This window comes from Streptomyces sp. NPDC005151, from assembly GCF_053599875.1.
The window spans coordinates 1-13,286 of sequence record NZ_JBSFYR010000140.1 but is presented as its reverse complement, the minus strand read 5'-3'; the positions used below and the strand labels follow the sequence as shown (position 1 = coordinate 13,286).

Here is a 13,286-nt window from a genome sequence, read left to right as displayed (position 1 = left end):
CGCCGTCATCTCGCCATCGCCCTGAACCTGACCTTGCGTGCTCACGGCAGACCATCTTGCCGCACACATCGATCAAGATCTATCCCTGTAGTACTCAACACCGTTGCGTTTACGTCCGTGAGCGGCTCGCAAGCCCGTGCTCGAAGAACGTGACGGTGGTGTGGATGGTGTAGTTCTGGCTGGTCGTGGGGTGTTGTCTGGCGGTCGGCCCGTACTTGCTGGTGGGGTTCTTCCGGGTGCGGGCCTTGACGCGGTGCCGGTGGCGGGCGGGGTGCAGGCCGTCGAGGACGGCCCGGCCGATGGTGCCGAGGAGGTCGGCGGGTCCGGTCGGGGGCAGGATCGCGGTCGCGGTGGTGACGGTGTCGCCGGCGGTGGTCTGCAGGACGGTGAAGCTGATCCGGTCCATGTCCAGGCCGGGCCGGGTGCAGGCGGTGTCGGCGGCGGCACGGATCAGGGCCTGGTAGGTGGTGAGCAGGGCGTAGACCTCCTGATCGATACCCGTCAGGCTGCGGGAGCGCAGGACACGGCCGTCCAGCAGGGTCGCCTTGATCGAAAAATACGTCGTCTCCGACTGCCACCTTTCGTGGTAAAGATCAATCAACTCCCGTGCTGGGTAGTGCTGGTGGTCGAGGAGGCTGGTGAGTAGGCGCCACTGCTCGGTGCGGACGGTGCCGTCAGTCAGGGTGACGGTCATCGACGCCTCGATGACGCGGATGGTCAGCAGGGCGGGCAGGACGCCGTAGCCGATCCGGGCCAGGTAGGAGCCGTCGCCCAGGTGCCGGAAGGGGGTGGGTATACGGCGGGCTGAGGAACGCACCAGGAACTGGGCGCCGGTGGCCTGCACGTCTCGGGCGAACTCATTGGCATCGAAGCCGGCATCGGCCAGCAGGAGCATTGTGCGGTCCAGGACGCTCAACAGACGTCGTGCGTAGAAGAGTTCGCCGTCGCTCTCGGGTCCGAACGCGGCAGTCAGCACCGCGCGGGTGCCGCACTCGACCAGGACCAGCAGTCGCATCAGCGGGTAGCCGAACTCCATGCTCTCGCCCGCCCGCTTGGGGTAGCGCCAGGTGAGCGTCTGTTCGTCGGGCACGTGCAGCAGGGTGCCGTCCAGGGCCACGGTTCGCAGCCCCCGGTAGAACGAACCGGCCTGCCCGAGGTGGGCGACAGGCCCGGCGAGGATCTCGAACAGCCGCCGCAGCGGTGCCACTCCTACGCGCCGTCGGGCCCTGGACAGCGAGGAGATGGCCGGACGCACCAACGGCAGTCCCTCCAGCCCCGCCGTCAGCTTGCCCCACACGCCCCGATAGGAGCAGCCCTCGAACAAGGCCAGCGCAAGGATGAAGTAGACCATGACCCGGGACGGCAGCAGCCGGAGCCGCTTCTCACGTGTCCCGGTCTCCTCGATCACCGCGTCCACCAGGGCGAAGTCCACGATCTGGGTCAACTCGCCCAGGTGGCCGGGCGCGTACACACCCCCGGCCGCCTCGATCGTGCGCGTGATGACAGACTTCTCCTGCAACGGGACTCCCGATGATCTTCTTGCTCGACACAAGTTGATCTATCAGGACGTCCCGTTGCGTCATTCACCAGGGCTTGACCTGCGGCTCAAGAGCCAAACGCAACGGTGTTGCTGTAGTACTAGATCACTGATCTTGGAACGACCGTGGGAGCGGACAACGGCGGGACAGGACAGCCGACCGGACCGCCTCGTCACTCACCGGCCGCGGGACGGTGGGACAACTGCACCTGCTCGTCGAGCTTCTGGGCGAACTCCAGCCACGTCTCGGCGTAGTGTCGGGCTAAGTTCACTACCAGAGCACCGCAGTGCGGCGGGACAGCAGCGGTGAGCTCGGACCTCTGCCGCATGCCGATCGCGTTCTGCTGGAGCAGGCGCAGCAGGTTCCGGCCCTCCTCCTTGTGCCGCAGCGACGGATCCCTCAGCAGCATCTCCAGCACAGGGCTGGGATCTGCGTCGCGCAGCTCGACCTTGCGTTCGCTCCTCAGTTTCGTGACCCGTGAGGGCGCGATGTCCGCGCCCTCCGGGTCTCGCGGCTGCTCACCGTCGGTCACGGGAGCCACGCCGGCCCGGAGCCGCCTGCGGACGTCACTGACAGTCGCCGGCGAGATCCCGGCCAGCCGCGCCACCTCGCGCAGCGATGCCCCCGGGCGCTCGGCGATCAGTTCGGCAGCCCGCCTGCGGCCCTCATCACTGCTGAGTGGGCGCACCTTTCCGTCCCTGCCGACTCGGGCATGTAACTGCACCACGCCGCCCAACTGCCGGCGGACCGCCGCCACCGTCTTCGCACCCAGGCCGGAAGCACGTGCTATCGCCCGGTCGGACATGTGCGGGTGCAATTCGATGATCTTCGCCGCGGCGGCCCGCCGGTCGGCCTGCGAGAGAGGCAGACCGTGCGTTACATTCGCCTGAACGGCACGCAGGAAGGCATCTTCGGTGCTACCGTCGAAGAATTCGACACCGATCGACTCCTGGCCTCTACCAAAAGCTGCCATGAGCCGGTGCATTCCGTCGATCACACGCATGGTGCGCCGGTCGACAAGGATGGGGGGAAGCGGCGCATCAATCTCGGCGAGGTGCGCCACATGTTCCGCGTCCATCCCCTGCGAGCGCAGGGATATTCCGGGCAGCAATTCAGATATCGGAACCTTCTCAACGCTTTGTTGACTCTCTTTCTGGCAATCGGGCACGTCGGCAGGGCCGACGACGGACTCCGGCTTGATGGACTCGTTTCTTCCGGATTTACGCAGCGCTATGGCTTGCCGACTCACTCTCTTCACCCCGTTGGATAGCAGCTCATGATCTGGTACTCGCGGGAATTGCGAAGCATAAGACAACCGTGTTGATTGCGCACCTAATTGCCCACGCCACTTCCTCTGCAGGTCGCTTCGTCGGCACCAACGGTGCGCGGCACTTCGCCCCTTGGGCGATCGACGCAGCCGAACGACATCCTTGCCCAGTCGGCGGATGCCTCGCGGCGGGCACTCGACGTGAGGCGCCGAGGCAGCCGCATCGGGCTGGATGGAAGAAGAAACCCCGGGACGCGAAACGGAATAAGGAATTCCGAATTTGACGGGTCAGGTGCAAGAGCGCTCCGTTCACCCGAAACCACCGTCTTCCGACCAAACCCCGCATTGTTTCCGATCCGTTACTCCCTATCGTCGCGCGTCGCACCGCCCATTGTCCAGCTCTTATGGCTCGGTAGGCGGCAGTTCTAGTACTAAACTCATCATCCACGGGCGATGGCCGCAGCGGATTCCCCTCGCGTTTCAACAATCGGCGACTAAGTGCCGCGCGGGTCCGGGCGCATTGGGGCAGGGCTTCCGCCCAGTTTCAGCCACGGGAAAGCGGGCGCGAGGTGAACAGGTAGTTCCGGATATTCGCGGTGACGTACATCGCCGGTTCCCAGGCCCCGTCGCGCCAGCAGTACATGGAGTACCCGAGGGATTTGGTGAGGCTGCGGACGACGTCCGCCGAGTTCATCGCGCAGTTCGCCAGCCGGCGGTCCTCGATGTCCAGCAGCAGCGACGGCCTGTCACGCAGCAGGGTACTGAAGGCGCCCATGAGAGCGCTGGGTTCGGTGTCCGCGACATCGGCCCTGATGAAGTCGACATTCTCCAACCCCGCTTGCCGGCACAGGGCGTCCACGGTGCGCGAGGGGCCCTCGTCCCGGTGCACGACGATGTCGGCGCAGCCGAACAGGGAGGTGACGGCAGCCCACCGAGCGGGGCGGTCCGGGGAGTCGACACAATGCACCTGGCCCGCAGGGCCGGCCAGCACGGAGAGCGCCCAGCTGTACGCGCCGCAACCGGCACCGAGGTCCAGGCAGACGGCGCCGGGGCGCACCACCCGGCCCAGATCTCCGACTTCCGGGTAGAAGTGGTGCCATCGCGCCACGACCCATCGCAGGACCGGTGCCAAGGACGTGATGCGGGGGCCGGGGTCCCCGCATCCGCGAGCGCTACAGAACTGTCCGCTCCGGCGCCATCCGCTCTCCTTCATCGACGCCCGGCAAGCGTGCCGTCGGTGCGCTTGCGCGCTCCGGTTCGGTGGACTCGCACGCCTCATCTGTCCTTCCGGTCCAAAGGCCGCTTCGGCCGCGTTCCCTCCATCAGCGGCCCGGTGACAGTACGAGGCTAGGCGTTGCCGTTGAGCAGGCGCGTCCGCCGGCAGGCCGACAGCTGATCGTTCCCCGGGCTGGAGCCCGCCTTCGGCGTCATCCCGCGGGCGTACCTCCACGGGGCGACACCCTCTACTGAATCCGCCAGCCCTGGGCGCGCAGTGTCTCCTCCAGCCCCGGGGCGAAGCGCTGGTCGACGCTCAGCTGAACCAGACCGGCAAGCTGGCCCGCTGCGTGCTCCAGGTGAATGTCCTCGATGTTGGCGCCGGAGCGGTCGGCGTCCGCGGCTCAGTTGTTCAACTGCCGCCGCAGCACAGTTGAACGCCGGAGAACGCGCCGCCGTTCCGTCCGTGGGATGACGGTTCCTGTCCCTCCGCGGGATGACGATTCACGGGCTGTCCGCGCCCTACGTTGAGTAGGTCACCACGGCCCCTCCCGTTGGGTGGAGCCAAACAGTACCGACCTAGGAGCGATCAGTGACGACGGCATCCGCGGCCGTACAGGAAGCCCATGGCCCCAGCGGCGCAAACACCGCCGCCTCCGCACGGCAGGTCACCAAGGCGTACGGTGCCGGGGAGACCCGAGTCATGGCGCTCGACGCCGTCGATGTGGACATCGCCCTCAGAGCCTGTCGGGTGACCTCTGATCGGGCGGCCACGCCCTGGCACGCACGCTTCCCGCGTTGCCGAAACGCCCTAGTAGCTCCTTCCCCAAGCTCTCAGCTTCGTTCGAGCAGGGGAGACCCCATCCGAGGACCTTCCAGCGCCTTGGAATCGCACGCACCAGACCGCGTCCGCTTTCCGATCGAAGGCCACCCGACAGGCTCTCAGCCGGTTCACCGCAATCATGGGCCCATCCGGCTCGGGCAAGTCGACGCTCATGCACTGTCTGGCTGGCCTCGACACAGTCACCGAAGGCCGTGTCTGGATCGGTGCGACGGAGCTCACCGGGCTCAAGGACAAGGAACTCACCAAGCTGCGCCGGGACAAGATCGGTTTCGTGTTCCAGGCCTTCAACCTGCTGCCGACGCTCAATGCCCTGGAGAACATCACGCTGCCGATGGACATCGCGGGCCGCAAGCCGGACCGGGGCTGGCTGGACCAGATCGTGGAGACTCTCGGGCTGGCCCACCGCCTCGGTCACCGGCCCACCCAGCTCTCCGGCGGCCAGCAGCAGCGCGTCGCGGTGGCGCGAGCGCTCGCCTCCAAGCCCGAGATCATCTTCGCTGACGAACCCACCGGGAACCTCGACTCCCGGTCCGGCGCGGAGCTCCGGACGTTCCTGCGCCGCTCGGTGGACGAACTGGGGCAGACAATCGTCATGGTCACCCACGATCCCCTCGCCTGCGACGATGAGGTCGCAGGCGAGGGCGAGTTCGAAGCCGCCGCCCAGTGCGTAGCCGTTGACCCGCGCGAGCACGGGCTTGGACAGGTCGAACCGGTCGGTCAGCCGGGGCCAGCCCGGCTGCCCCCGGCTGCCGAACGTGGTGCGCGGCACTCCTTCACGGTCGAGCCGGGCCCGCTCGCGCAGGTCCTGCCCGACCGTGAAGGAGCGCTCACTCGCGCCGGTCAGTACCGCGACCCGGATGTCGTCGTCGGCCTCGACGTCATCCCAGACCAGTGCCAACTCCTCGTGCATGCGCAGGTTCATCGCGTTGAGCACGTCGGGTCGGTCGAGCGTGATCCTGGCGACGTGGTCCTTCTTCTCGTACCGCACGCCCGACTGCCCGCCGCCGATCACCGCTGTCGCCCCTCTTTTTCCGCAGCGGCGGCGGAGAAGCGGCCGACCTTGTCGATCACGTCGGTGCTGTAGAGCCGCAGCGACTGCTGAAGGGCGAACTCGGCCATGTAGCACCGGAATTCGTCCACCGGCTCCTCGGCGAGGTTGAGCATCCGTCGGTTGGCGAGCACCGCGCTGCCGCGGAGTCGTTCGATGCTGCGCTCCACGGCGAGGTCCAGTTCGGACTGCTCATGGACCTCGTCCACGATGAGCCGGGCCTCGGGCTCGCCGGCCCGGATCCGCCTGCCCTCCAGGATGATCTGCCGGGCCAGCCGGGGTCCCACGAACCGGGTCAGGCGGTAGTTGGAGGCGCCCGGGATGATCCCTTCCTGCGCGGCGGGGAGGCTGATGAAGGCGTCCGCCTCGGCAATCACATGGTCGAAGGCAAGCAGGAGCTGGGCACCCCCGCCGATCGCGAAGGAGTCCACCACGGCGAGCCAGGGCTTCTCCAGGGTGCTGGAACGCCAGTTGGTCTCGTCCCCGTGCAGAACTCCTCGTACCAGCTTGTGGATGTATCCCAGTTCGCGGCGCAGCAGGAAGTCGACCAGGGAGATGCCGCCGCTGTGCAGGGACTTGAGGTTGATCCCGGTGCTGAACACGCGTCGGCCCCGGTAGCGCGGGTGGGTCATCTCACCGCCGCGCAGCAGCCCGACCTCGACGGCCGGGTCGAGCAGGGTGAGGTCGACGGCGGTCTCCATGTCGTCGACCTGGGCATTGTCCTCCGCGTTCAGGGCGTCGTCGCGGCACATGGTGAGGCGTGCCACGGCGCCGGTGCGCTCCAGGCAGACCGAGCCCAGTTCGACCCGCCCCGTCTCGGTGAACTCGGGCAGGAGACCGAGAGCACGCGGTGTCGGGCGCAGCATCGCGTCGAGCAGATGCGGTCCTGCCTGCGGCGAGCGGAGCACCCGGCTGAAGAAGATGCCCTGGTCTATCTCGTGGCCCTCTTTGTCTGCCTGTGGTCTGGCGTGTTCGGCGGCGAGCAGTTCGGTGGTCGGGACGAGACCGGGGAAGGCCGCCGCAGCGGCCTCGGCCAGTTCCGCCACCCTCAGGTAGCGGGTCCGGCCGGCGGTGAGCTCGTCGTAGACGGCGTCGCCGTGGGCATCCATGAACGCGGCTCGCAGGACCCGTGTGGTGTCGCAGGCGTCCTCAGCCGTGGCGCGCTGCTGGGCCGAGCACTCCTCGGACCTGGGCAGAATATCCCAAATATCCTCGGTCCGCTGCGCCGCCTCCGCGACGGTCTTCCGGGCCCGGGCCAGTTCGGACCGTACGTCGCGCAGGTCGTCGTCGAGTCCGGGGCGCGCCTCGCCCGCGGTCATGCGTCCGCTCCCGCCGGTGTGCGCCGCAGTACGCGGTCGCAGGCGGCAAGGTGGACGCCCAGTGCCTCCTCGAAGCTGGTGATGGAGGCGTCGGACATCAGCTGACGCCGGATGGCCAGTTCGGCGCCGGAGACGGCGCCGGCCCGTTCCGCCGCGAGTGCCAGCGCCTTCGGTATGTCGTCCGTCAGTTCGTCGATCAGTTGCAGGGCCTGCGCGTCGGCCGCCTCGACGGGGGTCCCGAAGAGGACCGCGCGGCGTACGGCGGCCGCGTTCGCCCCGCCGCTGGCGAGCCGGTACAGGGCCATTCCGGGCCAGGTCGCACCGTCGGCGACGGGGACGATCAGGCGGAGGGAGCCGGTCGCGATGCGGTAGTCGGTGGCCAGCAGGACGTCCAGGGCGAGTCCGCCGACGTCACCGTCGGCCACGGCGATGGTAGTCACGGGCAGCCGTTCCAGGCGCCGCAGTGCGCGCTCCCACTTGCTCACCAGGGACACGGTCAGATCGCCTGCCGGCGGCGCCTGCGGAACTCCGGACACCTGGACAACGACTCGGGCGTGGCCACGGTCCTCGGCCCTGTCACAGACGGCGCCGACCGCCGCGACGGCTTCGGCCGACAGGGGCCAGCCACCGTCGATCCGCAGCGTGAGATCCTCGGGACTCGGCTGCGTCCTCGCGGCCTGTGTGCTCTTCATGACGTCCTTCACCTGATCTGTAGTCACCACTGCACCAGTGCGGTTTCGATGGTCGAGCCGGGACCCATGGTCATCAGGACGCCGTAGTCGCCGGTCTCGGTGATCCCTTCCTGGAGCAGTCGCTCGTAGGAGAACAGGAACGAGCCGCTCGACAGATTGCCGTAGTCGCGCAGGACACCGGTGGTGTGCCGCACGTCGTGGCGGGTGAGGCCGAGGTTGACCCGTACGGCGTCGATCACTTTCTTGCCGCCGGAGTGCACGAGCCAGTGGCCGATGTCGCTGCGGCGCAGTCCGGCGTCGGCGAGCAGCCGGTCGACGACCTGTTCCGCGTTGGCGCCGACGACGTAGGGCACATGCGGGTCGAGGTAGAAGCTGAACTTCCCCTGTGCGTCGTCCCAGTCGTAGCGCATCGCGCCGATGGCATCGGTGATGAGATGGCTGGCGAATCCGAGGATGCGGGGACCGGACGGCTCCGACTTGACACCGGCCGGGCCGTACGCGGCGTCGGGCGGGTCCGCGGTCAGGGCGATCGCCGCCGCGCCGTCACCGAAGAGGCTGTTCACGACTGCCGTGCGCATCGTCCCGTCGATGACGTACGCGGCCGAGCAGGCCTCCGCGCACAGCAACACGGCGACCTTGCCGGGGTTGGCCACGGCCCAGCCGGCCGTGGCGTTCAGGGCGTTGAGCCCTGCGTTGCAGCCCATACCGACGACGTCGATCCGGCTGGTGCTGGGCAGGATGCCCATCTCACGGATGAGGTGGGCGCTGAGGCCGGGTGTGAGGAAGCCGGTGGTGGTGGTGCAGCACAGGTAGTCGATGTCGTCGAGGACGATGCCCGCGCCGTCCAGGCAGGCGCGTACGGCCCGTGCGCCCATGTCGAGGGCGAGGCGCTTGTGCTTGGCGAGCAGTTCGCCCTGGGGCTCGGAGCGCAGGGTGCCCTCACCGTCCCGGGGCGCGACGGTGAGGAAGCGCCGCTCTATCGCACTGTTGAGAAAGACCGAACGAATCCTGGGATCCGTGATGTCGAAGATGTCGAGGAGCTCTCGCTGGGAGTAGGACTGCTCGGAGACGGCGGTGCCGACGCTCATGATGCGGCCGGCCCCTATCCCCTTCTTCGGTTCGGTCATTGTCGTACCGATCAGATCGGTGACGGGATCGCTCAGACCAAGGGTCATCGGAAGGTCCACCCCCACATACGTGACTTACTGCGGATGAGGCTCGTAGCTGCTGACACCGGGGTCGCTTTCTGTGCGGGTGCCGGTCAACCGGCGTTCACGGATTCGGACTTGATGAACTGTGCGAGGCGGGCGACGCCGTCGGAGATCTCGGCCTCCGTCAGATAACTGACGGACAGCCGGATGCTGTGGTGACCGCCGCCCTGGGGATAGAAGTAGGACATCGGCGTCCAGATGACGCCGTGTTCCTCCGCGGACCGCACCAATGCCGCGTTGTCCGCCCGGAAGGGGACGTCGACGGCCAGGAAGAAGCCGCCCTCGGGCTTGTTCCAGCGAACGCCCAGAGCGGCCCGGTCCTCCGGCGGGAAGCAGTCTTCGAGCCGTTCGAGCGTGGCCCGCATCGCTTTTCCGTAGTAGGCGGACGTCTCGGTGTTGAGCTCAGAGGTCCGGCCGTCCGCGGCGAGCAGCATGCCCCCCACCACGGCCTGGCTCAAGGGCGAGGTATTCACCGTGATCATGCTCTTGATCTTGGTGAGCTCGTCGGCGAGAAGGCCTGTGTTGCCGTGTTCGTCGAGAACGAGCTGGTCGGCGACGGCGAAGCCGACCCGGGCACCGGGAAACAGTGTCTTGGAGTAGGAGCCGAGATGGACGACGCGCTGTTGCGTGTCCAGGGACTTGAGTGTCGGCAGCTGCTCACCGGGGCTGACCAGTCGGTAGGGGCTGTCTTCCAGGACGAGGAAGTCCTCACGGGCCGCCAGTTCCAACAGCGCGTGCCGCTCCTCCAGCGACATGGTCGTGCCGGAGGGGTTGGAGTGGTCGGGGACCACGTAGAAGGCACGTGGCCGCCGCCCGAGCGCCCGCTCGGCGGCGACCGCCACCGCGAGGCCGGCGGAACGGAAGCCGTCCCTGCCTTCCTCGACGGCGGTCGGTTCGATGCCGAGCAGGCGTGCGGCGCCGGTGATCCCCACATAGCAGGGGCTGGAGACGAGGAGCGCGTCCTGCGGCTGCGCGAGAAGTGCGCGCAGCGTGAGAAACATCGCCTCCTGGCAGCCGACGGTGACCACGACCGATTCGGGCCGTACGTCGATGTTCTCGTCCTTGCGGAGCGAGTCCGCGATCAGCTCCCGGATCCGGCCGCTGGTCGGACCGTACTGGAAGAGGGCGTCACGGATCTGCGCGGGCGAGGCGCCGCCCTCCGCCAGGTGGTCCAGGTAGCGGCGGATGTGCGTGAAGATCTGCTCGACGTCGAAGAAGCCGTCGTACGGGCGACCCGGCGCGAACGAGACCGCCTCGGGATAGCGGTGGGTGATCTCGTTGAGGAAGTTCATCGTGTCGAGGGCGGGATCGCTGACGCTCGCGTGCAGCTCCTCGCGCCTCAGGACGACGCTGCTCATGTCTACCAGCGCCATTCCTGCTGGCCGTACAGGTGCCCGGCCTTGATGTTGCGGTCCTGGCACCAGCTCAGGAACTCTTCGATCTGCTTGATCTGGTACGTGTCCTCGGTGTACGTCGTCGCCATGACGTGCCCGAGCCAGGGCTCCTCGCCCATGGCGTACACGTACGCCTCCTTGGCGCCGAGCTCGGTCATGATGGCTGCCGCCTGCTCGGCGTTCGAGCCGGACAGCTTGCGGGAATTGCTCATCTTCTTGGTGATCGGGATGGTCAGCAGCGCCTGGTAGAGCCAGGTCAGCGGCGCGCCGTCGCACTCCATGCCGAGGAAGGCGTAGTCGGCGGTGCCCAGGTGCTGCTTGATGTAGCGGTACAGGGTCGGGTCGATGCCGGAGGAGTCGGCGCCGACGAAGATCTTCCGGTCGGCCAGCTCGACCCAGTAGGTCGACTTGGCGCGGATGTCGAGGTCGCAGTGTTCGCCGAGGAACGGCGTGGCGGTGACCTTGCCGCCGGGGAACTCGACCTCGTCGAAGTCGTCGACCTCGATCACGGGGAAGCCCTGGTGCTTGAGCATCAGTGCCATCGACGGGTCGGCCAGGTTGCCGCGCGAGGAGCGCGGCACCACGATCGCCCCGACGCGGCCGCGCAGCTGGAGCAGCGTCTCCAGGACGATGTGGTCCTGGTGCCCGTGGGTGATCACCACGAGGTCGATGTGGTCCGGCAGGTCGTCGAGGGTGTAGCGGTCCCCGGCGGTGCTGTCGGCGCTGATGAACGGGTCGGTGACGACGGCGGCCTGCGGTGTCTGCAGAACCAGACAGGCGTGCCCGAAGTAACGGATGCGGCCGCCGGCCTCGATGTGCCGGTCCTCGGCCAGGGACGGCTGCTCGCTGAGCATGCCGGAGAGCCGGCCCGCCTGCGCGTCGTCGAGGCCGAGTGCCTCGCGCAGGTGGCCGAGCGTGGTGGGCTTCACCCGGGACTTGAAGAGCTCTTCCAGCCCCTGGTGCCGGAACGGAATGTCGAGTTCCAGGACGTCCGGCGAGGTCAGGCGCGGAGTGCTCAGTACGAAGGGGCGCTCGACACCGGTCTCGAAGGAGAGCTGCACCGACTGCCGCGACTCCTGGTAGAAGTTGCTCTTGTAGACGATCGGCTCGATGAACCTCATCTGCGCATGGTTGTCGGTGTCGTAGGCCAGCTCCACGAGGCCGCCGAGTTCCGGCGGCAGCTTGGGGTAGAGCGGGGTCAGGTCGAAGCCGGTCGCATTCGCCCGCAGCAGCTCCTGTCCCTCGGCGATAGCCTCGGCGAACCGCAGGATCTCCGCACGGTCCTTCTTGATCACGTCGAGCAGGTCGCGTACCTCGTCGGCACGCTCCTCCGCGATGTTGATGAAGTAACCGCCGCGCAGTTCCGGGTTGTTGCTGGCTGCCACGTGCACCTGCGGCGACTGCAGATAGGACTCGAGCAGCGGCACCTGGAGGAATGCGAGGTTCATGGCCGATTGCACGGGCGCCATCGTATACGGCCGGGCGAAGAATCTGTCCAGCAGCGGCTCGACAATGACCTTCGAGCGCAGGAACAGCGACTGGTCAGCCATTTGTTTCCCATCTCTCTCGGAAAACCAGGACCACGGATCCTCCCGGTCGTGCGGGGAAAAGCTCCCGCGGGTTGTCCGCCGGGGCCAGCCGTGGAGGACGGCAAGAGGTGCAAGGGCGCTCGCGCCGAGATCCCCACCTGCTGCACGCGACGTGCTGCCTTCAGCACTATGGCGTGACAGCGTGCCTTCGATCAATTCACAACGGCTGTTTTCACGGGGCTGTTCAACTGACTTTGTGCCGCAGTTGGACAGCCCGGGGCGCGGACCGGGAGTGAACGTTCAACACCATTGACATCAGGGCATGTCGAGCCGAGGGCGCTTGCCCCTATTCCGGTCGGAGCCATTCCGATATGGCCTTGCAGGCCAGCTCGATACTGTCCGGGCGCACCATGTCGGAATGCTCACAGGGAAGGCCGACCATCGAGATCTGTCCGGACAGATGAGGCTGCCACGATTCGATCGCGGAGAACTCCGGAGGCTTTCCGGTCTCCGCGACGAGAAGCAGCGTCTCTCCGTCGAAGATCCCGCATTCGTGCCACTGCCCTTAACTTAAGGGCAGTGGCGTTGCGGGACTGGGCGTTTCTCCTTCCTGGCCCGGACGAGCGGGAGATTCCGCCGGAGGCGAGGGTCGTGCTCGACTGGGTTGCCAGGAACTCGCCCCCGCTGGGTGATTTGGCGAAGCCGGCGGTCATGCGCGGAGTGCTTGATGCGCTGAAGCTGAAGCTCAACGGGGAAGCTGTGGCGGGCGAGACCGTAAAGCGGAAGCGCAAGGTCTTCGTCAACGCACTCAACTATGCCACCGAACTCGGCGAGTTCGAGGAGAATCCCGTTAATGCGGTGGCCTGGCAGAAGCCACCGAGAGTCGTGGCCGTCGACCCACAGGGTCCCGGCCGGCCGCGGGCTCCACGGAATCGCCCTGTCAGCAGGCCGGAACGCTCCCGTTGTGGAATGCCGCGTTGCCGTCCACGTACGCTCCGTACGTCCACCCGGCCTCAGTGTTTCACCGTGAATTACATGGGTGGTGACGCTCTGTCACGGCATGGAAAAGGTGCCCCTTGACCTGCCAATGCCGGTGAGTTAGGCCGTTTCCGCAGGTGGGGGCGGGTGTCGGGCGACTTTCAGCGAGTAGCGGACGTTACTGGGAGTGCGCGGCTTGTCTCGTCGCTTGATGGCGAACTTGTTCTTGGGTGGCTTCTTGACGCGCTCGC

The 13,286-nt window shown here is 67.2% G+C and carries 8 protein-coding genes and 3 pseudogenes; 2 read left to right on the top strand and 9 right to left on the bottom strand.

Annotated elements, in window-relative coordinates; translation table 11 throughout:
* Nucleotides 1-109: 109 nt before the first annotated feature.
* The 3 genes from ACWD6R_RS37515 to ACWD6R_RS37505 form a co-directional block, all read right to left on the bottom strand.
* A complete protein-coding gene (locus tag ACWD6R_RS37515) occupies nucleotides 110-1,519 on the bottom strand; it encodes an IS4 family transposase (RefSeq protein ID WP_451822842.1) in 1,410 nt (469 codons plus the stop codon).
* 191 nt (nucleotides 1,520-1,710) lie between these two features.
* Nucleotides 1,711-2,787 (bottom strand): transcriptional regulator, encoded by a 1,077-nt coding sequence (locus ACWD6R_RS37510; RefSeq protein ID WP_451822841.1) that lies wholly within the window; start codon nucleotides 2,785-2,787, stop codon nucleotides 1,711-1,713.
* A gap of 562 nt (nucleotides 2,788-3,349) precedes the next feature.
* Nucleotides 3,350-3,913: a hypothetical protein gene (locus tag ACWD6R_RS37505; protein ID WP_451822840.1), complete on the bottom strand. Its 564-nt coding sequence runs from the start codon at nucleotides 3,911-3,913 to the stop codon at nucleotides 3,350-3,352.
* A gap of 699 nt (nucleotides 3,914-4,612) precedes the next feature.
* Here ACWD6R_RS37505 and ACWD6R_RS37500 point away from each other — a divergent pair.
* Nucleotides 4,613-4,753: pseudogene (locus ACWD6R_RS37500) on the top strand (ABC transporter ATP-binding protein); the annotation flags it as partial.
* A gap of 214 nt (nucleotides 4,754-4,967) precedes the next feature.
* A pseudogene (locus ACWD6R_RS37495) lies at nucleotides 4,968-5,480 on the top strand (ABC transporter ATP-binding protein); the annotation flags it as partial.
* Between the two features lie 54 nt (nucleotides 5,481-5,534).
* Here ACWD6R_RS37495 and ACWD6R_RS37490 read toward each other — a convergent pair.
* The 6 genes and pseudogenes from ACWD6R_RS37490 to ACWD6R_RS37465 all read right to left on the bottom strand — a co-directional run.
* Nucleotides 5,535-5,786, bottom strand: a pseudogene (locus tag ACWD6R_RS37490) (enoyl-CoA hydratase-related protein); the annotation flags it as partial.
* An 86-nt stretch (nucleotides 5,787-5,872) separates the two neighbouring features.
* Nucleotides 5,873-7,231 (bottom strand): (3,5-dihydroxyphenyl)acetyl-CoA 1,2-dioxygenase DpgC, encoded by a 1,359-nt coding sequence (gene dpgC / locus ACWD6R_RS37485; protein ID WP_451822839.1) that lies wholly within the window; start codon nucleotides 7,229-7,231, stop codon nucleotides 5,873-5,875.
* Nucleotides 7,228-7,923, bottom strand: a complete 696-nt coding sequence (gene dpgB, locus ACWD6R_RS37480; RefSeq protein WP_451822838.1) for an enoyl-CoA-hydratase DpgB — start codon at nucleotides 7,921-7,923, stop codon at nucleotides 7,228-7,230. Before dpgB ends, dpgC begins: the two co-directional genes overlap by 4 nt.
* Before the next feature lie 23 nt (nucleotides 7,924-7,946).
* Nucleotides 7,947-9,050: a 3,5-dihydroxyphenylacetyl-CoA synthase DpgA gene (dpgA, locus tag ACWD6R_RS37475; RefSeq protein WP_451822843.1), complete on the bottom strand. Its 1,104-nt coding sequence runs from the start codon at nucleotides 9,048-9,050 to the stop codon at nucleotides 7,947-7,949.
* Nucleotides 9,051-9,184: 134 nt separating this feature from the next.
* Complete coding sequence (locus tag ACWD6R_RS37470) at nucleotides 9,185-10,492, bottom strand: aminotransferase-like domain-containing protein (protein WP_451822837.1); 1,308 nt, start codon at nucleotides 10,490-10,492, stop codon at nucleotides 9,185-9,187.
* A 2-nt stretch (nucleotides 10,493-10,494) separates the two neighbouring features.
* Nucleotides 10,495-12,078: an MBL fold metallo-hydrolase gene (locus ACWD6R_RS37465; protein WP_451822836.1), complete on the bottom strand. Its 1,584-nt coding sequence runs from the start codon at nucleotides 12,076-12,078 to the stop codon at nucleotides 10,495-10,497.
* Nucleotides 12,079-13,286: the final 1,208 nt, after the last annotated feature.